Annotated in this window: 20 protein-coding genes; 11 read left to right on the forward strand and 9 right to left on the reverse strand. The window is 59.9% G+C overall.

The window, feature by feature from the left end; all coding sequences use genetic code 11:
* Window positions 1-68 precede the first annotated feature (68 nt).
* The 5 genes from MCRY_RS04940 to MCRY_RS04960 all read right to left on the reverse strand — a co-directional run bounded on the left by MCRY_RS04940 (window position 69) and on the right by MCRY_RS04960 (window position 5,645).
* A complete protein-coding gene (locus tag MCRY_RS04940; protein WP_085628365.1) occupies window positions 69-1,259 on the reverse strand; it encodes an ABC transporter permease in 1,191 nt (396 codons plus the stop codon).
* Window positions 1,260-1,262: 3 nt separating this feature from the next.
* Window positions 1,263-2,960, reverse strand: coding sequence for an ABC transporter permease (locus MCRY_RS04945; protein ID WP_085628366.1), 1,698 nt, complete (start codon window positions 2,958-2,960; stop codon window positions 1,263-1,265).
* Window positions 2,961-2,963: 3 nt separating this feature from the next.
* Window positions 2,964-3,251: a DUF1330 domain-containing protein gene (locus MCRY_RS04950; RefSeq protein WP_085628367.1), complete on the reverse strand. Its 288-nt coding sequence runs from the start codon at window positions 3,249-3,251 to the stop codon at window positions 2,964-2,966.
* A 58-nt stretch (window positions 3,252-3,309) separates the two neighbouring features.
* Window positions 3,310-4,428 carry an extracellular solute-binding protein gene (locus MCRY_RS04955; protein WP_085628368.1) on the reverse strand — a complete coding sequence of 373 codons (1,119 nt, stop codon included), beginning with the start codon at window positions 4,426-4,428 and terminating at the stop codon, window positions 3,310-3,312.
* Between the two features lie 110 nt (window positions 4,429-4,538).
* Window positions 4,539-5,645, reverse strand: a complete 1,107-nt coding sequence (locus MCRY_RS04960; protein WP_085628369.1) for an ABC transporter ATP-binding protein — start codon at window positions 5,643-5,645, stop codon at window positions 4,539-4,541.
* 533 nt (window positions 5,646-6,178) lie between these two features.
* Here MCRY_RS04960 and MCRY_RS04965 point away from each other — a divergent pair.
* The 9 genes from MCRY_RS04965 to MCRY_RS05005 all read left to right on the forward strand — a co-directional run bounded on the left by MCRY_RS04965 (window position 6,179) and on the right by MCRY_RS05005 (window position 13,915).
* Window positions 6,179-6,838 (forward strand): ABC transporter ATP-binding protein, encoded by a 660-nt coding sequence (locus MCRY_RS04965; protein WP_085628370.1) that lies wholly within the window; start codon window positions 6,179-6,181, stop codon window positions 6,836-6,838.
* Entirely contained in the window at window positions 6,816-8,438 is a 1,623-nt protein-coding gene (locus MCRY_RS04970) for a KpsE/RkpR family capsule polysaccharide export protein (RefSeq protein WP_085628371.1), read from the forward strand. The genes MCRY_RS04965 and MCRY_RS04970 overlap by 23 nt, the downstream gene beginning before the upstream one ends.
* 147 nt (window positions 8,439-8,585) lie before the next feature.
* A complete protein-coding gene (locus tag MCRY_RS04975; protein ID WP_085628372.1) occupies window positions 8,586-9,506 on the forward strand; it encodes a manganese-dependent inorganic pyrophosphatase in 921 nt (306 codons plus the stop codon).
* A gap of 59 nt (window positions 9,507-9,565) precedes the next feature.
* Window positions 9,566-9,847: a DUF1294 domain-containing protein gene (locus MCRY_RS04980; RefSeq protein WP_244897881.1), complete on the forward strand. Its 282-nt coding sequence runs from the start codon at window positions 9,566-9,568 to the stop codon at window positions 9,845-9,847.
* Window positions 9,848-9,925: 78 nt separating this feature from the next.
* Complete coding sequence (locus MCRY_RS04985) at window positions 9,926-10,798, forward strand: TIGR01459 family HAD-type hydrolase (protein WP_085628374.1); 873 nt, start codon at window positions 9,926-9,928, stop codon at window positions 10,796-10,798.
* Window positions 10,799-10,902: 104 nt separating this feature from the next.
* Window positions 10,903-11,346, forward strand: a complete 444-nt coding sequence (locus MCRY_RS04990; protein ID WP_085628375.1) for a MaoC family dehydratase — start codon at window positions 10,903-10,905, stop codon at window positions 11,344-11,346.
* Between the two features lie 117 nt (window positions 11,347-11,463).
* Window positions 11,464-12,396 carry a bifunctional riboflavin kinase/FAD synthetase gene (locus MCRY_RS04995; protein ID WP_085628376.1) on the forward strand — a complete coding sequence of 311 codons (933 nt, stop codon included), beginning with the start codon at window positions 11,464-11,466 and terminating at the stop codon, window positions 12,394-12,396.
* Complete coding sequence (locus MCRY_RS05000) at window positions 12,393-12,866, forward strand: YcgN family cysteine cluster protein (protein WP_085628377.1); 474 nt, start codon at window positions 12,393-12,395, stop codon at window positions 12,864-12,866. Before MCRY_RS04995 ends, MCRY_RS05000 begins: the two co-directional genes overlap by 4 nt.
* Complete coding sequence (locus MCRY_RS05005; protein WP_085628378.1) at window positions 12,866-13,915, forward strand: threonine aldolase family protein; 1,050 nt, start codon at window positions 12,866-12,868, stop codon at window positions 13,913-13,915. Before MCRY_RS05000 ends, MCRY_RS05005 begins: the two co-directional genes overlap by 1 nt.
* 68 nt (window positions 13,916-13,983) lie before the next feature.
* Here the strand turns inward: MCRY_RS05005 and hspQ are convergent, their stop codons facing one another.
* A complete protein-coding gene (gene hspQ, locus MCRY_RS05010; RefSeq protein ID WP_085628379.1) occupies window positions 13,984-14,310 on the reverse strand; it encodes a heat shock protein HspQ in 327 nt (108 codons plus the stop codon).
* 228 nt (window positions 14,311-14,538) lie between these two features.
* Between hspQ and MCRY_RS05015 the strand changes: the two genes are divergently transcribed.
* On the forward strand, window positions 14,539-15,129 hold the full coding sequence (locus MCRY_RS05015) for a transglycosylase SLT domain-containing protein (protein ID WP_085628380.1): 591 nt from the start codon (window positions 14,539-14,541) through the stop codon (window positions 15,127-15,129).
* Window positions 15,130-15,218: 89 nt separating this feature from the next.
* Here MCRY_RS05015 and MCRY_RS05020 read toward each other — a convergent pair whose 3' ends face one another.
* On the reverse strand, window positions 15,219-16,433 hold the full coding sequence (locus tag MCRY_RS05020; RefSeq protein WP_085628381.1) for a flavin monoamine oxidase family protein: 1,215 nt from the start codon (window positions 16,431-16,433) through the stop codon (window positions 15,219-15,221).
* 190 nt (window positions 16,434-16,623) lie between these two features.
* Between MCRY_RS05020 and MCRY_RS05025 the strand changes: the two genes are divergently transcribed.
* A complete protein-coding gene (locus tag MCRY_RS05025; protein WP_085628382.1) occupies window positions 16,624-17,292 on the forward strand; it encodes a hypothetical protein in 669 nt (222 codons plus the stop codon).
* 30 nt (window positions 17,293-17,322) lie between these two features.
* Here the strand turns inward: MCRY_RS05025 and MCRY_RS05030 are convergent, their stop codons facing one another.
* Window positions 17,323-17,919: a LolA family protein gene (locus MCRY_RS05030; protein WP_085628383.1), complete on the reverse strand. Its 597-nt coding sequence runs from the start codon at window positions 17,917-17,919 to the stop codon at window positions 17,323-17,325.
* A 104-nt stretch (window positions 17,920-18,023) separates the two neighbouring features.
* On the reverse strand, window positions 18,024-20,981 hold the full coding sequence (locus MCRY_RS05035; protein WP_085628384.1) for a DNA translocase FtsK: 2,958 nt from the start codon (window positions 20,979-20,981) through the stop codon (window positions 18,024-18,026).
* Window positions 20,982-20,984: the final 3 nt, after the last annotated feature.

Here is a 20,984-nt window from a genome sequence, read left to right on the forward strand (position 1 = left end):
GACTTTTGCAAAAGCCTTCGCCTGCATTTTCAAAAATGCGGAAAAGCCGCTTCCAAGCGGCTTCCCCCTTATCCCGGCGACATACCCCGGAGCCGCTCGGACCGGCGGCGCAGGATCTCGACCGAGGTCAGCAGGCAGATCGAGATACCAACAAGGATCGTCGCGGCGGCAAGGATCGTCGGTGAAATCTGCTCGCGCAGACCGGTGAACATCTGCCACGGCAGAGTCTGCAACTCGGCCGAGCCGATGAACAGCACCACAACCACCTCGTCAAACGATGTGATGAACGCGAACAAACCACCCGAGATCACCCCCGGCAGGATCAGCGGCATCTGCACCTTGAAGAAGGTGGTCACAGGGTTTGCGCCCATATTGGCAGCAGCCCGTGTCAGAGACCGATCAAAGCCCACCAGCGTGGCTGTCACGGTGATGATGACAAACGGAATACCCAGCACCGCGTGCGCCAGAACGATACCCCAATAGGTGCCGACCAGACCAATTTTGGAGTAGAAGAAATACATCCCCGTGGCCGAGATGATCAGCGGCACGATCATCGGAGAAATCAGGATCGCCATGATCGCCCGCTTGCCCGGCACATGGCTCTGGCTCAGGCCGATGGCCGCCAGTGTGCCCAAAGACACCGAGATCAACGTCGCAACCGGAGCCACCATCAACGAGTTCTTGACCGCGTTTGTCCATTCCGGGTTGGTCAGGAAGTCACGGTAATGTTTGAGGCTATAGCCTGCCGGATCGAAAGCCAGCATTTCCGGCGTGAACGTAAAGAAGTCCTCGGCGTTGAACGACAGCGGCATCACGACGATGATCGGCGTAATCAGGAAGACAAAGATCGCACCGCACAGCACGCGAAACGAATAATGCCACAGGACCTGTCCGCCAGTGAGGTAGGGCACCAAATGTGCTCGGTATCGCCCCATGCCGATCCAGTAGATGAACCAGCCGAAGAACCAGCCGAAAAGGCCGCCCATGATCAGGCCCGGAATGCCGTTGAAGAGGAACCCCGCGACAGCTGCCACGGCGATCATGCCCCAGCGCACCGGCTTTTCCAGCGCTTCACCCAGCACCTGCATGGCGACAAAGGCCAGTGCTGCCATCAAAGCGGCGCCAACAAGGATACCCAACAGGCCCGACCCTTGTGCCGTGCCAAGGAACAGCCCGGCAAACCCGCCCGCTGCGGCCAGAACACCGGCAGTGAACCCGATGGGCTTTTTCTCGATCGGTGTGAGAATGGCTTCCGACATGGCTCAGCCCCCCAATTTCACATTGTCGATGCCGACGATCCGGTCGTAGGCCCAGTATAGAAGCAGAACCACCACCAGCAGGATCGTCCCCAACGCGGCCGCAAGGCCCCAGTTGAGCGAGCTTGAGATGTGATACGCAATCCGGTTCGAGATGAAGATACCCGATGTCCCGCCCACGATTTCCGGCGTGATGTAGTAGCCGATGGACAAGATGAACACGAGGATCGATCCCGCACCGATGCCCGGGATGGATTGCGGGAAATAAACGCGCCAGAAGGTCGTCCAGTTGGTCGCACCCAGCGATTTCGCCGCCCGCACGTAGGTTTGCGGAATTGTCGACATCACCGAATACATCGGCAGGATCATGAACGGCAGCAAGATGTGCGTCATCGCCACGATGGTGCCGAACTGGTTGTTTATCATCGTCAATCGTGCGTCATCCGCCACAAGCCCCAGCCAGACCAGAGTGTCGTTGATCACACCCTGCTGTTGCAGCATCACCTTCCACGCCGACGTGCGCACCAGAAGCGAAGTCCAGAACGGCAGCAGAACGAGGATCATAAGCAGGTTTGCCGTGCGCGATGGCAGGTTCGACAGCAAGTAAGCGATTGGATAGCCCAGCAAGATACAGCTGATCGTGATCACCATACTCATGAACATTGTACGCTGGAACAGCAGGCCGTAGATGCGTTCATCCTCGTCGCGCAGCGCCGGACCTTCAGGCGTTTTCTGCATGTCGACGGAATTCAGGAAATACCCTGATGTGTAGGACGGGCTGTAGGTCTTGATGGTCTGCCAGATTTCCGGATCGACCCAGTCTTCGTCGATCTCTTCCAGCCCGTCGCGGAACGCGATGGTCTCGAAATCCGGGCTTGCGACTAGTGCCGCAGCGGCTTGGAGCATGTCAGATCGCGGGCCAGTGTAGCCGCTGACATCACCTTCCGAAAGATCCTGATACAGCGCTGTGTGTACCACTGTCCAAGGTTCTTCCTCCAGAGGGCTGTCGCCCTCTTCGGTCTGCATGAAACGTGCGAAAATCTGATAGGAGGCGGCGGTGCGCGGCAGAACATCGGCAATGTCAGAGCGCAGTTCGAACGCGGGCATTCTGCCCGATCCATCCCAGCCCTCTTGCGCCGCGATCCAAGTAGGGTCGCCCATCAACTCCGCCCACGGGCGGGCTTCGTCCCAATCACCGTTCAAATCTTCGAATTGGTCTTGGTAAACCTCGCCGATATCGTCGATCCCGCGTCCTGATTTACGGAACAGCGATGACGCGCCAGTCTGTTCGTAGTTCAGACGCGACCCAAGCCGGGTGTGCAGCTTGCGTTCGGCGGCGTAAAACACATCGTAATAAGCCGCCTCGAACACCTCGTCGCGCGGCACGCCGCCAGCAGCGGCATCGTAATCAGCCAGAGCCGCCACGGTTCGGGGCATCGTATCGCGTACGATCTGGTTTTCCACAGACCGGAAGAGCATGTCGCCAATCGGCGCGATAAAGCTGACCAGAACAAAAATCAAAAGCGGTGCGATCAGGGCAAGGGCCCGCAATTTCTGCGCACGCAAAGCTCGGTTCAGGGATTGTTTCAGCGGTCGGCCGTCCGCGGCAAGAACCGGGCCGTCATCGGCCTTGTCCGCTGCGCGTAGCGCATTGTCGGGCGTCGGGCCCGTGATCTTGTCGGGTTCGGTTGCTGCGTCCGTCATGGCTCAGGTGCCCTCGACTAGGATGATTGTGCTTGTAGCGGTGCGACGGCGAATCTCTGCGACCTCTTGATAGGCGGGGTCGTGATACGCGCGCGTTGCTGTCTCGAAATCGTCGAATTCAATGACGACGTGGCGTTTCTGGGTCTCGCCTTCCATCGTCTCGGACTGCCCACCCCGAACGATGAACTTCGCTCCGTAGCTCTCAAGGATCGGCGTATCGCGCTCGATATACTCCTTGTAGGCTTCGGGATTGTTCACCGTGATATGGCCGATGATATAGCCTTTGGGCATCAGACTGTCCTTTTGGTGCGGGATGGGCCAACAGGCCCACCCCAAAGCCATCAAAGGCTTATTGTGCCAGCCACGCCTGGAACTTCGCGTCGATATCGTCGCGATAGTCAGCCCAGAACTCGTAGTTGTAGAGGAACGTGTTGGCCGCATTGTTCGGATCGGTCGGCATATGCGGTGCCATCTCGATACCAAGCTCTGCGTGTGTGGACACCAGCGGTGCCGACGACGCACGTGCCGGGCCGTACGAGATGTACTTGGCCTGATCAGCCAAACGCTGGGTGTCGGTCGCGAAGCGAACGAAATCCATCACGCGGGCCAGACGGTCTTCCGGAAGACCCGCCGGGATGATCCAACCATCAAGGTCGAACACCTGCGCGTCCCACATCATGCCGATAGGCTGACCCTGCTCGACGATGGCAGAGAACAGACGACCGTTATAGGTCGAACCCATGAAGATCTCGCCATCCGCCAGAAGCTGCGGCGTGTCTGCACCGGCATTCCACCAGATCACTTCGTCCTTGATGGTGTCGAGCTTGGCCAGAGCCTGGTCCTGACCTTCGTCAGTTTCCAGAACGTCATAGACGTCTGCTTTGGCAACGCCGTCACAAAGAAGCGCCCATTCCATGTTGTTGATCGGGCGCTTTTCAAGCGCGCGCTTGCCCGGATAGGTTTCCAGATCGAAAACCGAGCAGATGTCCGACGGCGGCTCTACACCGGCCGGAACCATGTCTGTGCGATAGCCGAACGTGGTCGAGTATACGATCTGCGGAATGTAGCAATCAGACACGATCAGATCGCCGAAGTCGTCGCTTGCGCTTGTACCATCGGGTGCCGCTGCCAACATTTCGTCATGGTCGATTTCCATCGCCAGACCTTCGTCGCAAAGGCGAATCGCATCAGCCGCAACCACGTCGACCAGATCCCAGGTGACGTTGCCCGCTTCGTTCATCGCGCGCAGCTTTGCCACGGCTTCAGCCGAGCTTTCGTCCCAGGAGGCGCTGACATCCGGGTTCATCTCGATATACGGCGCAACGTAAGCGTTTTGCTGCGACGCCTGGTAGGCACCGCCCCAGCTGACAAGTGTCATGTTGTCGGCCATACCATGGCCTGCTGCATAGGCACCTGCAGCGGCAACGGTAAGAGCGCTGGTCGCCAAAAGTGTTTTAGACAGTTTCATTCATATTCTCCCGTTCGACCCGGTTATGACAGATGGCGCTGGCGGTCGGGCCGAACCAGCAACGCCTGTAATGACACGGGGGGACAAAGATCACCCCCGCGACAATCCTGCTAGTTAGACGCGTCTAGGGCCCGACAATCGTCGGGCAGCCACCCGATGTCGATCTGCGTTCCCGGCTCCAGTCGCACCTGATCGGGCGCGTTCCGCGTTTTAATGACGAATTCGTCATTGCCCGCCACCTTGAGCCTGGTGCGGAAGATGTCGCCCATGTAGACGAACTCGAGCACTTCCGCCTTGAGCGTATGTGCACCTTCCTGCAAACGGTCTTTGTTGATCTCGACCCGCTCCGGCCGGATCGACACGCGGGTGCGTTCGCCAACCTTGCTGACATTGACCGGCTTCGCGTCGATCAGCCCGCCATCGTCAAGCTGCACGACGCACCGCTCACCCTTGATCTCGCGGATGGTGCCTTCGAGCGTGTTATTCTCGCCGATAAACTGCGCGACAAAGCTGTTCTGCGGCTTCTCGTAAAGCTCGTCCGGCGGGGCCAACTGCTGAATGCGGCCATCGTCGAAGACGGCAACGCGGTCCGACATGGTCAACGCTTCGGTCTGGTCGTGGGTCACGTAGACCACGGTGATACCCAGACGGTGCGCAAGGTGCGTGATCTCGAACTGCATCTTTTCGCGCAGCTGCTTGTCCAGCGCGCCCAGCGGTTCGTCCATCAGAACCAGCTCGGGTTCGAACACCAGAGCCCGCGCCAATGCGATCCGCTGTTGCTGACCACCCGACAATTGCGCCGGACGGCGGCCCCCAAAGGCCCCCATCTCGACCATGTCGAGCGCCCGCTTGACCTTGGCTTCGCGGTCGGACTTGCCGATCTTGCGCACCTCAAGCGGAAAACTGAGGTTCTCCGCGATGGTCATATGCGGAAACAACGCATAATTCTGGAACACCATGCCGATCCCGCGCTTGTGCGGCGGGATGTTGTTGATCGGCTTGCCATCCAGCTTGATCTCGCCGTGGGTCGCTGTTTCGAACCCGGCAAGCATCATAAGGCAGGTGGTCTTCCCCGATCCCGAGGGCCCGAGCATCGTAAGAAACTCTCCCTTCGGCATGGTAAGGTTAAGGTCTTTTACGACCAGCTGTACGCCGTCGTAGCTCTTTTGCACTCGTTCAAATTCGACGAACGCGTCACTGTTTGACGTGTCGGGCAAAAACGAACTCCCTGTTTGGTCCACGGATTGCTTCCGCTTGTCTGGATGAAATAAATCGCGTTGCGGCCCGCATTGCAACACGGTCGTCCAAGTTTCGCGTCCAAACGGACGTGTGCGGGACAATTGAACAGTATTGAGGCAGCAAGTCAGGGAAAACGCCTGCAAAACGAAAGAAGTCAGTCCATTCTCTCATCGTGAAATGCGTCACTTTGACTCCATATCGCCCAAATCGCATGCATCTGCCCGCTACCAAGCCAGAGTTGCGAAAAGCGCGATAGGCGATTCGCGACGCTTTGTGCGCTGAATATGTCTCCGGATCAGAATCCCGCAGCATTGGACGGTCACGCATTCATCCGCTTATAGAATACGGTCCCGCTGCCGCTAGAACCCGCAAGGCGCAGTGCGTCCGGTCCGGCTCCATGAACAATACCCGCTTTTTGCTAAGGATTAGCCACAATCCAGTCAAACTCGGCCTCTAAACCCTATGGAAACCAACCTGTGCACATCCTGCATGGGTCTGACGTGGGGGCTCGATGCTTGAATTCGACAATGTGAGCAAATCGTTCTGGACGGGATCGCATCGCAAGGTGATCCTGGACCGGGCGTCGTTTCGTGTCGAGCTGGGGCAATCGCTGGGGATTCTGGCGCCCAACGGCACTGGCAAGACGACGCTGGTCAACATGATGGCCGGGCTGGAAAAGCCCGATGAGGGCGAGATCCGCAAGACCTGCCGGGTGTCCTTTCCTCTGGGCTTCATGGGCGGAGTGGTCACGCGGCACAGTGCGATGGAGAACTCGCGCTTCATCGCGCGGCTTTACGGGCTCGATCCCGATTACGTGGAGGCTTATTGCCGCTGGCTGTGTGATCTGGGCGAATATTTCGACCAGCCTTTGGGCACGTATTCCTCGGGCATGCGGGCACGGTTCACCTTTGCCCTGCTGCTGGCGCTCGATTTCGACATCTACCTCGTGGACGAGGGGATGCCGACCTACACCGATGTGGAGTTCAACCGGAAGGCAGGTGATATCCTCGCCGAGCGGCTGCGCACCACCACCATGATCATGGTGTCTCACCAACCCGAAACGCTGGCGCGATTTGTCAGCAAGGCCGCCGTTCTCAAGGATGGTCAATTGCACATGTTCGACAGCCTGGAAGAAGCGAAACAGCTCTATGACTATGAAACCCACAGCTAAGCGCTTTCGCATCCGCCGCAGCGAGCACGGGATGGGCAATGCCCAGATGGCAGCCGCCGGACATCCCGCAGCCGCCTCTGCGGCACCCGCGTCCAATGCGCCAAGCCCGCGCATTGAACGGCCCGCCGATGGTGGCGTTGAGCAGGCCTTGCTTGCAATCCGGAACGAAGGTCTGACCGCGCGCCAGTTGCGCATGGCCCGGCGGATCGCCCAGAAACATGGGCTTGATCCAAGCACCGATTACGAAGCCGTCTATCTGCTGCGCCTCAAAGGCATCGACCCGTTCCAGCGCGAAAATGCATTGGACCTCATGCTTCCTGCAGACGCGGCGTCCCAGCCCAAACGCAAGGCCCCCGTCGCCGATCAGCCTTTGGCCCAGCAGCCACAGCTGCCGCAAGCCGTGCGCGAAGATGCCCGCAATCTCCCCGCCACCGACACGCGCAGCCCGGCGGAACGCCGGGCGCAAGAGATCACCGTGATCCAGAAAGACATGGCGCGCCGCAGGCGGCGGCGGATGCGGATGCTCTTTGCGCGCCTTGCCGCTTTCGTGCTGCTGCCGACCATCGTTGCGGGCTGGTATTTCTTCACCCTCGCCACGCCGATGTACGCCTCGAAATCCGAATTCCTCATCCTCAAGGCCGAGACCAGCAGTGGTGGCATCGGCGGGCTCTTCTCGGGCACGCAATTTGCCACCAATCAGGACGCCATCGCGGTGCAAAGCTATCTCACCTCCAAGGACGCCATGCTGCGCCTCGACGGGGACGAAGGGTTCCGGTCGCATTTCGCGCAGCTCGAGATCGACCCGCTGCACCGGCTGGAGCCGGATGCCACCGCCGAGGACATGTACAAGCTCTACAAGAAATACGTCCAGATCGGCTATGATCCCACCGAGGGTGTGATCCGCATGGAAGTGGCCGCCGCCGATCCGCAGGTGGCCGCCGATTTCTCGACAGCGCTCATTGGCTATGCCGAGGAACGGGTCGACAACCTGACGGCCCGCAAGCGCGAGAACGCGGTCAAGGATGCCGAGCTGGGTCTGACCGAAGCCGAACAGGCCCGCCGCACGGCGCAGGAGAGGCTGGTGCGCCTGCAACAGGACAGCGCCGTGCTCGACCCCCGCGCCCGCATCGGGGCATTGCAGGGCCGGATCGAAACCGTCGAGACGGAAATTCAGGAAAAGAACCTGCAGCTGCAGGCGCTGATGGACAATGCTCGCCCCAACCGCAGCCGCGTCGAAGGGGTGGAGGCCGACATCCGCCGCCTTGAAACCCTCAAGGCCGAGATCAATGCCGAGATGACAGCGCAAAGCGCAGGCGCCGGATCGCTGGCAGAAACCGCGGTGCAGATCCAACTGGCCGAGGCGGACCTCACCACCCGCGACATGATGCTGTCCGCAGCCCTCGAACGGCTGGACCAGGCCCGCCGCGATGCCGACAGCCAGGCGCGGTATCTAACCACTTCGGTCTACCCCCTGCCCTCGCAGGACCCAAGCTACCCCCGCGCCTTCGAGAACACGCTGCTGACCTTCCTCGTCTTCTCCGGCATCTACCTGCTCATCTCCCTCACCGCCTCCATCCTCAGGGAACAGGTCGCCAACTGAAGCACAGGCGGAGCGTCAGCGCTCCGCCAAAACGCCAAGGCGGGTTTTCTACCCAGCCCGAAGCGGACACAAACTGCCACAGGTGACAACCCCAATCGCGCGCCCTATAACGCGCGCGACTTGATTTTGGCAGAGCAGAGGCCCCACATGACAACCTTCGTTTTCGGACACAAATCCCCCGACACCGACAGCACCGGCAGCCCGATCATCTGGGCGTGGTATCTCAACCAGATCAAAGGCGAAGACGCCAAGCCCGTTCTGCTGGGCGAGCCCAACACCGAAGCCGCGTTCGTGCTCGACCACTGGAAACTCGACAAACCCGAGATCATCTCGACCGTGGACGCCGATCAACCCGTTGTCATCGTCGACACCAACAACCCCGCAGAACTGCCGGCCGCCATCAACAGCGCCGACATTCGCGCGATCATCGACCACCACAAGCTGGTCGGCGGTCTGGAAACCAAAGGCCCGATCGACATCCGCATCGAACCCGTCGCCTGCACCGCCACCATCATGTGGAAGATGATCGGTGACGACCTCGCCCAAGCCCCGCGCGGCATCAAGGGCGCGATGCTCTCCTGTATCCTCAGCGACACGCTGGAATTCCGCTCGCCGACGACCACACAAGAAGACAAAGCCATCGCCCACGCGCTGGCCGAAGACCTGGGCGTGTCGATCCCCGACTTCGCTGCCGAGATGTTCGTAGCGAAATCCGATGTCTCTGCTTTCTCCGACGCCGAACTCCTGCGCATGGACAGCAAGGAATACCCGGTCGAAGGCACCAAGTTCCGCGTGTCGGTTCTGGAAACCACGTCACCCAAGATCGTGCTCGACCGCAAAGACAGCCTGATGGCAACCATGACCGACGTGGCAGCCGAAGACGGTGTCGATCAGGTGATCCTCTTCGTCGTCGACATCCTGAACGAGGAATCGACACTGCTGGTCCCGAATGAACTGGTCAAAACCCTTGCCGAGAAAAGCTTCGGCGCAACAGTCACCGGCGACACCGTGGTCCTGCCCGGCGTCGTGAGCCGCAAAAAGCAGATCATCCCGAACCTTAAGCTCTGATCTGACAAAGGATGACGCTGACACCCACAATGTCGGGTCTCATCCTAGGATGCGGGGTCGTGGCTTTCGTCAACGGCTTCGCTTTTTTGGTGTTCCGCATCGACAAGGACCGCGCCATTCAAGGCGAATGGCGTGTGTCCGAAACAACCCTCCTCACCCTCGCTTTTTTCGGCGGCTGGTTCGGTGCAAAGGCGGCACAACGCAGGTTCCGGCACAAGACGCGGAAAGAGCCGTTCCGCACATTCCTGAACCTGATCCCGCTTTTGTGGCTGCTCTTGGCTGTGGTCGTCGCGCACGAGGCTGACATATTGAACCTGCCTGTGTTCTCCACCTCCCAATGACGAAGTTTGCCGGCCTCGGCTGGCAATCATCCCCGGTTCGGGCGATACGTGGCACAAACCGCGTCAATCAGGTGCCCCATGACCCAGATCATCACTTCCCTCGCTGACATCGCAAATCGCTACGACGTGCTGCTCGTCGATCTCTGGGGCTGCGTGCACAATGGTGTCACCGCGCATGAAGAAGCGGTCGCATCCTTGCGCGGGTTCAAACAGGGCGGCGGCTCGGTGGTGTTGCTCACCAACGCCCCAAGATCGCGCCACGAGGTTGCCAAGCAGCTCAAGCGCCTGAACGTGCCCGAGGACTGCTATGACAGCATCGCCACCAGCGGCGACAGCGCCCGCGCGGCAATGTTCCGTGGGGCCGTGGGCGAAAAGGTCTGGTTCATGGGACAACCTTTTGACGATACCTTCTTTGATCCGATGGAGCTGATCGACAACCCGGTGACCATCCAGCGTGTCGAATTGGAAGACGCCGACGGGATTGTCTGTTGCGGTCCGTTCGACCCCTATGCCGATCCTTCGGTGAACCGCCCTCAGTTTCTCTATGCCAAGCAGAAAGGCCTCAAACTGCTCTGCGCCAACCCCGATATCGTGGTTGATCGCGGCGAAAAACGCGAATGGTGCGCAGGTGCGCTGGCCGCGCTCTATACCGAGATGGGGGGCGAAAGCCTGTATTTCGGCAAACCGCATCCGCCGATCTACGATTTGGCCCGCCGCCGGATCAGCGCGCTGGGTCTGGATATCGACCCGACCCGCATTCTGGCCATCGGCGACGGTGTCCACACCGACATAGACGGGGCGATGGGTGAGGATATCGATTCCCTCTTTATTTCCGGTGGCCTCGCGGCGTCTGAGACAAAAACGTCGCAGCAACCCGATGCAGACGCGCTAAGTGCTTACCTTGCAAAGGAAATTGCCTCTCCGACATATACTATTGGACAACTCCGCTAACGCAGATTTTGCTTGCTTTTCTGCGGTTGCAAAGTAATAAAGTTGCCAAATTGGGCATCTGACTTAGCTATTTATTACTTTGTCGCCTGCGAGTGGAGTGCGAAATGTTGGACAACCTGCCACGCGGAACGATCTGCATCGAAGACATCGAAATGGGAATGTCCCGCCACCTGCGCAAACAGGTGACCGATCAGGACATCGAGATGTTCGCGCAGATCTCAACGGATCGAAACCCGGTGCATCTTGACGACGATTACGCACAGGACACGATCTTCGAAGGCCGTATCGCGCATGGCATGCTGACCGCCGGTCTGATTTCAGCCGTGATCGGGGAACAATTGCCCGGTCATGGCACTGTCTATATGGGCCAGACGCTCAAATTCCTCGCCCCTGTGCGCCCCGGCGATATGGTCTATGCCGAGGTCAAGGTGGTCGATATCGACATCGCCAAGCGGCGCGTGACGCTGGATTGCCATTGCTCGGTCGATGGCAAGAAGGTGCTGATCGGCGAGGCCAAAGTGCTCGCGCCCTCGCGCAAATTCGACTGACCCTGCCACGGGCGAGGATGCGTCGACGCATCCTCGATTTTCCGTTGACGTAAAATCGCCCCCGCCAGACCTGAGCGGGGATTGCAACCCTCCCACGCCCCCGCTAGTCCTCTGCGCATGAAGATCGTGCGGGATTATCAATTCGTAGCAAGCGCCGACAAGGGCGCAACAGTCGCCATCGGCAATTTCGACGGCGTGCATTCCGGCCATCAGGCCGTGATCAAACTGGCACGCGACGCGAAGCCCGACGCGCCCTTGGGTGTTGTCACGTTCGAACCGCATCCCCGCGAATATTTTGCCCCCGACGCAGCCCCCTTTCGCCTGATGAACACCAAGGCGCGTGCGACCCGGCTGCGCAAGCTTGGGGTCGATGTGCTTTACGAGCTGAACTTCAATACCCAATTGGCCGAACTGACCCCTGAAGGTTTCGCAGCGAACGTGATCTCCAAAGGGCTTGGCCTGCGCCATGTCGTGGTCGGCGCGGATTTCTGTTTTGGAAAGGGGCGCGCGGGCACTGTGGACGACCTCCAGCGCTTTGGGTCCGAGATGGGCTTTGGCGTGACCGTCGCCGAACTTGTGACGGCGGGGTCCGGCGCCGTATCCTCGACCGCGATCCGCACCGCGCTGTCCGACGGAAACCCGCGTCTTGCGGCCGATATGCTGGGCCACTGGCACCGCATCGAAAGCGAAGTGATCGGTGGCGAACAGCGGGGGCGCGAACTGGGCTATCCTACCGCCAACATGTCGATCGACGGGCTGCACCCGCCGAAATTCGGCGTCTACGCGGTGCTGGTCGATGTGCTCGACGGCCCTCACGCCGGATCATATCATGGTGCAGCCTCTATCGGGGTGCGCCCGATGTTCGGCGAGAACCGTGCCAATCTGGAAACCTTCATCTTCGATTTCAGCGGTGATCTTTACGGTGCAACCGTGTCGATTGCACTTGTGGACTTCCTGCGCCCCGAGTTGAAGTTCGACAGCCTTGAGGCGTTGATCACGCAGATGGATGCCGACTGCGCCCAGGCCCGTGCCATCCTGACCGCGCTATGAGCAAGGACCCGATAGATCGGTCAGGTCTGGCCCCCCGGTTCTGGGAACGCAAAGCGCTGACAGACCTCAACCCGCAGGAATGGGAAGCGCTATGTGACGGGTGCGGCAAGTGCTGCCTGAACAAGCTTGAGGATGAAGACACCGGCCATGTGGAACTGACCCGCGTGGCCTGTCGCCTCTTCGACGACACCACCTGCCGCTGTGCGCAATACGAGATCCGGCATCAGTTTGTGCCGGAATGCATCGTTCTGAAGCCGTCGAATATCGACGACCACGCCTATTGGATGCCCAAGACCTGCGCCTACCGGCTGCTGTGGGAGGGTAAGCCGCTTTACAACTGGCATCCGCTTATTTCAGGGACGCCGGAGTCTGTACATGACGCGGGAGTTTCGATGCGAAACGCCACCGTAGCTGAATTCGAAGTTGATGAAGACGATTGGGAAGACCACATCATCGAGGAGCCGATCTGATGTTTTTTGCCTCTGACAACAGCGGACCCGTGCCGCAGGCCGTTCTCGACGTTCTGGCCGAGGTCAACCAAGGCCACATGATGGGCTATGGCGCTGATCCCATGATGGACGAGGTGCGCCAGCGCATCCGCGATCTGTTCGAAGCCCCCGAAGCGGCGGTCTATCTGGCCGCAACCGGCACTGCGGCCAACGCCCTTGCGTTGGCGACCCTGATCGAGCCGTTCGACACGGTGTTCTGCACACCCATGGCCCATATCGAAGAGGACGAATGCAACGCGCCCGAGTTCTACACGGGTGGCGCGAAGCTGACGCTGGTGCATGGGTCGGACCGGATGACACCCGAAGCGCTGACCCGCGCCATCGAAAGCCAAGGCAACCGTGGTGTGCACGGCCCGCGTCGCGGTGCAGTGTCGATCACGCAGGTGACCGAGGTCGGCAACGTCTACACATTGGCCGAGCTGAAGGCGCTGTGCGACGTCGCCAAATCCTATGACCTGCCTATTCATCTTGATGGTGCGCGCTTTGCCAATGCGGCGGTGGCGCTGGGATGCTCTCCTGCCGAGATGACGTGGAAGCTGGGTGTCGATGTAGCGGTGTTCGGCGGCACGAAAAATGGGCTGATGGGGGTCGAGGCGGTGGTGTTCTTTGATCCGTCAAAAGCATGGGAATTCGAACTGCGCCGCAAACGGGGTGGGCATCTGTTTTCCAAACACCGTTATCTGTCGGCGCAGATGGCAGCCTATCTGCGGGATGACCTGTGGAAAGACCTTGCGCAAAATGCCAACGCCAAGACAGCACAGCTTCTTGACGGTCTGCGCAAACGAAATGACGTTGAAATCGTGAACGACGTCACTGCCAACATGATCTTTTTCCGCGCGCCGCGCGCCCTGCACCAGACACTTCAGACAAGCGGTGCGCGATATCATGTCTCTGGTGGTGATCTGGCCAACGGGCCATCCGAAGGGCTGCTGACGGGGCGTCTGGTCTGCGATTGGTCACTGCCCGACACCGAGATCGCCCGCTTTGTTTCGCTGCTGAACGCTGCATAAGAAAAGGGCTCCCAAGTGGGAGCCCTAACTCATTACGTGTGGCAAACTAAGAGAGAGAGAGTATTCGATCAGTTATACTGGAAGTGCAGTTCGTAGCTTCCATCTTCGAATGCGCCAAAAAGATCAGGCACATCCGGGTGTTCGACAGGTTCGCCCGAGTAATCAGCGATCAGGTTCTGTTCGGACACATAAGCGACGTAGAAGCTTTGTTCATTCTCTGCGAGCAGATGATAGAACGGTTGCTTCTTTGCGGGTCGGCTGTCCTCGGGAATCGCCTCATACCATTCTTCGGTATTGTTGAATTCCGGGTCCACATCGAACACCACGCCCCGAAAGGGGTGTTTGCGGTGCCGAACGACTTGGCCGATGTTGTATTTTGCGCGTTGTCTGATCATGGGTCCTATCCGTTGCCACATACCTGCCTGATTTTCGACAAATTGTCCAATTCTAGCGGCGATTTTTGTGGAAACAGTCTGTGATGCATTTCGACACAAGGTTTTTTCGTTTTTTGGCAAGGGCTTGCTGGCTACAGCAATTGTGATTTCCCCTGCGCCCCCTTTGCGCTAGACTGCAAACAATCCGAAAGGCGGAGCAACCGCCTTCGAGCAAAAAGCGAGAGGCCCATGAGCAGATTCTTTCGCGCCTTGGTGATTGTCCTGCTGGCGGCCTCGTGTGGAGGCGGCGGTGGCACATCGGCGCCCCGAAACCTCGACGATGCCTGTTCGATCCTGCAACAGCGCCCCGGCTACCTGCGCGCGTTCCGCGCCGCAGAGCGAAAATGGGGGGTGCCGGTGCATGTGCAGATGGCGTCGATGTATCAGGAAAGCAAGTTCAAGTCCGACGCCCGCACACCGTTCCGTTATACCTTGGGCGTGATCCCGATGGGGCGGCAAAGCTCTGCCTATGGCTATAGCCAGGCTTTGAATGGGACATGGGAGGAATACCAGCAAGATCAGCGTAAGTTCCGTGCGAAACGCAATGACATCAGCGATGCGACGGATTTTATGGGCTGGTACATGGCAGAATCGAACCGTCGCCTTGGCATTTCGCTGGCAGATGCGCGCAACCAATATCTGGCCTATCACGAGGGTCGGACCGGATTTTCACGCGGGACGTATAACAGCAAGGCGTGGTTGTTGCGGGTGGCCGACGAGGTTGCCTCGCGGTCAGTGACGTATCAAGGCCAGTTGGCGCGCTGCCCAGTGCGGAGATAGGTCCGAAACGGCCCAATTGTTTCGCGCGCGAAACAATGAGGCAACGCTCCTGACCCTTTAACCCTTTGTTAACATATTGCATTTCCTGCCTACCCATCGGGGTACGCAGCCTCAAGAACCTGCAGGGCCCGAGAGATCAGGGCCTCATCAGGCAGCGCTGACAGATCGCGCGCAGGACCAGCCCCGTTAAAAGCCAGCAGGATCGGCGCATCGAGCACGGGGGCCAGGTTGAGCCACTGGTTGAACTGGCCCGGTGGCAGCCCTGTGTCAGGCGTCAGAATCCACGTTGCCTCGGCATCCCAGAACGCCTGTTCAAACTGCAAGTAAAGCTTGTCCAAAAGGCCAAAGCCAAGACGGTGGATCGCAGTCTCCTTGTCTTTGGGCAAAGCGGGCGAAAAGTCGATGCGCTGCGCCTTCAGAACGCCCAGCGGTACGGTGACGATGACAGCGTCGAAGCGGCCCAGCTCGTCTTTGGCCGAGCCAAGCTGCACACCTTTGTCCGTCAGCGCGACACGCCGCACCTCGGTGCCAAGGCGGATGTCCAGATCGGTGTCCAACTGTCCAAGGATCTGCGAATAGCCGCTTGGAAAGAGCCGGTCCATGCCGTCGTAATCGAGGTCGTTCTGGTAGGCGTTCCAGTTGATGTCAGATGTGCCAGCCCCGTAGTCCTGCTGGATTGTCACAACGTCTTCAAACCAATCCGGCAAGTCGCGGTCGCGCAGCCTGCGCCCCCCTGCACCGCGCAGAACGTAGTCATCCTCTGTTGGGACGCTTTGCATCCCCCGCTCGGCGGCAAGCCCGACAAGCGGGTTGCCTTCGTCGCCGTGCAGCCAGCTTGCCCCAAGATCAAGCGGCTGGCCCAAAGTGATGTCTGTCCAGATGCGCCCACCGATGCGGTTGCGCGCCTCGAAAAGGGTGACGTCAATTCCAGCCGCTGCAAGTCGGCGCATCGCTGTCAGGCCACTGATCCCCGCACCGATGATGGCAAGCGATTTCGCGCCAGTGATGCGGACAGTCTCGGCCACAGCCAGACCGGTTTCATAGGCCGCATGGACCGTGCTGTTGTAGTCGGGATGGGTGGCTTCTCCGGCAAAAAACAGGCGGTTGTCGATGGGACGGGCCAGAGCGCGGATGTCGTCGCGGGAGGCCGCCCGCGCGATGTACGAATAAGACCCAAGACTGAAGGGATCGCGGCTCCAGTTGGTGCGCAGATAGCCTGTCGGCGCGCGCGCGATACGTGCCACGGTATCAGTTGGCGTGAGCAGCGCGGCGGCGGCAAGGGTGAGGATTTGTCGACGGTGCATCTGCGCAGCATTGGTTCGGGGCCGCGTTTGCGTCAACGCAAACGTGCGATGCGTCGACGCATCGCGGCGCGTGGTGAAGTCGTGCTGAGAAACCGGCGTGTCGCGCGGCCTTCACCAAGACGGCCAATTCCTGCCATTTTGCACTGGTACACGTGGTCGGCAGTGCAACGTGCAAAGGACCGTAGCCGGGATGTTCGATGAAGGCACCAAGATCGCTGTTTTTGCCATTGTCATGGCGGCGTGGGTCTTTGGTTTGAGCGCAGACAAACATGCGCCGTTCCCTGATCTTGCGACCGCTGTGGAGCTGTCGCAGCTTCCAGCCTTGCCTCTGACAGCGGCGCCCGACGGGTCTCCGGCGCAAGCCCGTGTGTCGGGCCAACGGGTCGCCCTGAGTGCCGGATTCGAGGCAAAACTGTTGGCCAGCTACGTGATCGAAGGGCGTGTGGTGACGCGCCGCACGTTTCGCCATGACCCGACGAGCGCCGTCTCCCCGTTGGACCTTGGCATAGTCTGGGGTGATCTTGCTGCGCCCGGAGGCACAGATGACATCGCGTTCCGTACCGGGCACAGGATGATCTGGTTTTCGAACGCGCCGGACGCCGACTTGCCCAAGACATGGAAGGATCAGGTTACCAACAACCACCTCATCCCAGCCAACCCACAGGTGAACGATGCGCTGATGGCGATCGAGGTCGGGGCGCGGGTCAGGCTGCGGGGCTATCTGGTGACCGTCACTGGCGACGGGATCTCGCCGTGGCGGTCGTCCACACGGCGGGATGACGGGTCTATCGTCGGTGGGTGCGAGATCATCATGGTGACCGATGTGCAGGTGTTGTCAGAGGATGCCACGGCCGCCTAGGCCGCAGTCCGGACATCCCCGTACGACGCGTCAGCGGTTCGCTGTGCGTTCCTGTTCGATGTTGAACAGGCGGTTGGCCAATTGCTTGCGCTCCCATGCGCCCAGAACAACCGTCGTCTGGCCGCCGCCGTCATCGGTGATGACCCATTGGCGCAGTTCGACCGGGTTGTCGGTGAACTTGAGCTGGATGCTGCCGTATTCCGGGTTCTCGGGGTCTTGCGCCGTGACCGTGGTTGCAGTGCCATCATACCCGTGCGCAACAACCATATTGGCGCGGCCGAGATCGACGTTCCGCGCAAGGATCAGCCCCAATGGTGTGCGGTTGAGCGGATAGGTTTCAGGCTCTCCACCCAGCTTGCGGTCGAACACCACCACCGCGCCATTGTTCGCCATCACCAGCGCCTGTTCCGGCGGGTTGTATTCGAACCGGACTTTGCCGGGGCGGCGCATGTAGAGCGTGCCTGTCGAGATCGTGCCGTCGGCGTTGATCTGGGTAAAGCTCGCCTCTGCGCTGGTAAGCTGGTTGAGGTAGTTGGACAGCGCGTTCAGCGAGAGTTGCTGGGCCGCTGCGGGCATCGCCCACATCCATGTCAGGGCTGCCATGACGGCAAGAAAACGGTATCGCATCGGGTCTGTGGTCCTGTCTGCTCGAAACACTTGCCCTCTATATGGCGAAACGGGCGCTGCTATGCGATAGCAGCGCCCGTTTTTGTGACTGGATCGGCAGGTCTTTACTGCTCGGGCACCAGAATTTCGCGTTTACCGACGTGATTGGCAGAGCTGACGACACCTTCTTCTTCCATCTGCTCGACCAAACGTGCGGCCTTGTTGTAGCCGATGGCCAGTTTGCGCTGGATGTAGGAGGTCGAGCATTTGCGATCGCGGATGACGATGGCGACGGCCTGATCGTAAAGCGCGTCTTCGCCATCGGTGTTGCCGCCAGTGTTGAGGCCCAGCACCGCATCAATGTTGTCAGCCTTTTCATCATCCGGGCCTTGCACAACGCCACCGACATATTCGGGGGGGCCGAACGCCTTGAGGTGGGTGACGATTTCCTCAACCTCTTCGTCGGACACGAAGGGGCCGTGGCAGCGGATGATCTTGGAGCCACCCGCCATGTAAAGCATGTCGCCCTGCCCCAGCAGTTGTTCCGCGCCCATTTCACCAAGGATAGTGCGGCTGTCGATTTTCGACGTAACCTGAAAACTGATCCGGGTTGGGAAGTTCGCTTTGATCGTGCCGGTGATCACGTCAACCGATGGGCGCTGCGTGGCCATGATGAGGTGAATACCGGACGCACGGGCCATCTGGGCAAGACGTTGAATGCAGGCTTCGATCTCTTTGCCCGCAACCATCATCAGGTCGGCCATCTCGTCGACGATGACGACGATATAAGGCATTTTTACGGGCTGGATTTCCTCGGTCTCGAAGATCGGCTCGCCCGTGTCATCGTCAAAGCCAGTTTGGACTGTGCGTTCGAACATTTCGTTCTTCGAGAGCGCGTCAGCGACGCGGCTGTTGTAGCCGTCGATGTTGCGGACGCCCATCTTGGACATCTTGCGGTAGCGGTCTTCCATCTCGCCCACAACCCATTTCAGGGCGACAACCGCTTTTTTGGGGTCGGTCACAACGGGTGACAGCAGGTGCGGGATGCCGTCATAGACGGAAAGTTCGAGCATCTTGGGGTCGATCATCACAAGACGCAGATCCTGCGGTGTCAGCTTGTAGAGCAGCGACAGGATCATGGTGTTGATCGCCACCGACTTACCCGAACCCGTGGTCCCTGCGATCAGCAGGTGGGGCATTTTGGCAAGGTTGGCAACCACCGGGTCACCGCCAATGTCCTTGCCCAGCGCAAGCGGCAGCTTTTGTGTGCCGTCGCCGTAGTCGCGCGTGGACAGGATCTCGCGGAAGGACACCATCTCGCGCTTTTCGTTCGGGAGTTCGATGCCGATCACGCTGCGGCCCGGCACAGTGGAGACACGGGCAGACAGGGCTGACATGGAGCGCGCGATGTCGTCGGCGAGGCCGATCACGCGGGACGCTTTGAGGCCCGGCGCGGGTTCAAGTTCGTACATCGTGACCACGGGGCCGGGGCGGACGCTGACGATTTCGCCCTTCACGCCGTAATCGTCCAGCACCGCCTCCAGCATGCGGGCGTTTTCTTCGAGTGCTTCGTCGCTGAGGTGATGGCGTTCGATATTGGCCGGGTCCATGAGCAGGCCAAGTGGCGGCAGATCGTATTCGACCTGCTTGTCTTCGAATTGCAGTCGCGGCTGGGCTTCTTCCTGCGCGCGTTTGGAGGGCTGGAGCGGCTTGCGTTGCGGTTGTTGGACGACCTTGCGCGCTTCGGGCTGCGGCACAGGTGCAGGCGGCACTGCCGCGTAAGCCTGAGTGTCGTCGCCGTAATCGTCCCAGTCAGTCATATCGTCAAAAATGTTTTCCGACTCATCGTCATAGGGCGAAATCTCAGGCTGCGGCTGATATGCCGCCATTTTGGGCGCGGTCACCGGCGGTTCGGCACGCAGAGAGGCTGCGGCGCGGGCGGTCACCGGGGGTTCCGGGGGCAAGCCAGCGGATGGCTTGAAGATCAGCGGATCGGGGCCACGCCCACGGCCCTTGGTCAAGGGGGCAGCCACGGCAGAAGTCATGGCAGGGTTCTGACGCACGCGGGATTTGATGGCGTCTGCGATCTTGGCGCGGACGCGGTCATCGCCGGGCAACGTTTCGGGCAATTCGCCGTGCGGGTAGGTTTCGACCAATTCCGGTTCGGGATCGGCACGCCGCATGAGAGACGGCATTTTGGACAGGAAACCCGTTTTTTGCGGTGCCACTGGTGCCGGATAAGGATCGTCAATCAGGCTGTCTTCGGCGTAGATCGCAGGTGGTGCTTTAGGTGCGACACGGGTCACACGCGGTTCAGCTTTGACGGCCTCCTGTGCGGCGGCCCATTCGGCGGCTTCGGCCTCTTCCTGGGCACGGATGGCACGACGCTCTGCATTTTTCGCCTGCATCTGGCGTGCGGCGACCAAAGCACCGGATGCGCCTTTGCCCATCAGCGACAGCATCGTGGCGTAAACCATGATGACGCCCACCAACAGGAACCGCGCAAGCCGCATCAGTTCAATCTTGGTGAAGCCAAGCACAAACGTGCCCATGACGATCACAACGCCACCCAGAATCAGCATCATCAGTTTCAGCGCGAAGGTCGTTCCCAGCGGCAGGATCGTCAGGATCGATCCCATCATCATATCACCGAACAAACCGCCCAGCCCGAAACTGTGGGTCCAGGCCGTGCTTTCGGGCACACCCGCGGCATAGACAGCGGCCAAAGCCACCCAGATCGGCGCGAAGATCAGGCAGGACAGCGCCCTTTCTTCCCCCCGGTGCAGCGCGAGTCGCGCACCCCAGACCAGAAGAACCAGCGCCAGACCCCAGCTTGCCCAGCCGACAATCATGAACAAAGGTGCTGCGACAGAGGCGCCCGCTTGGCCAAGCCAGTTCTGGACCGGCGCATCTGTGGCGGACAGCCAGCTTGGGTCTTGCGGCGAGTACGAATAGATCATCGCGGCGGCCATTGCCCCCAACGCCATCAGCACAAAGCCACCAAGCTCTTTGCCACGCTTTTCGAGCGCAGCCTGCATGTTGCTGTCAAAGAGGGGGTCACGCCCCCGCGCCTGATATGCCATCGT

The sequence above is a fragment of the Marivita cryptomonadis genome (assembly GCF_002115725.1).
Classification (GTDB): Bacteria; Pseudomonadota; Alphaproteobacteria; order Rhodobacterales; family Rhodobacteraceae; genus Marivita; species Marivita cryptomonadis.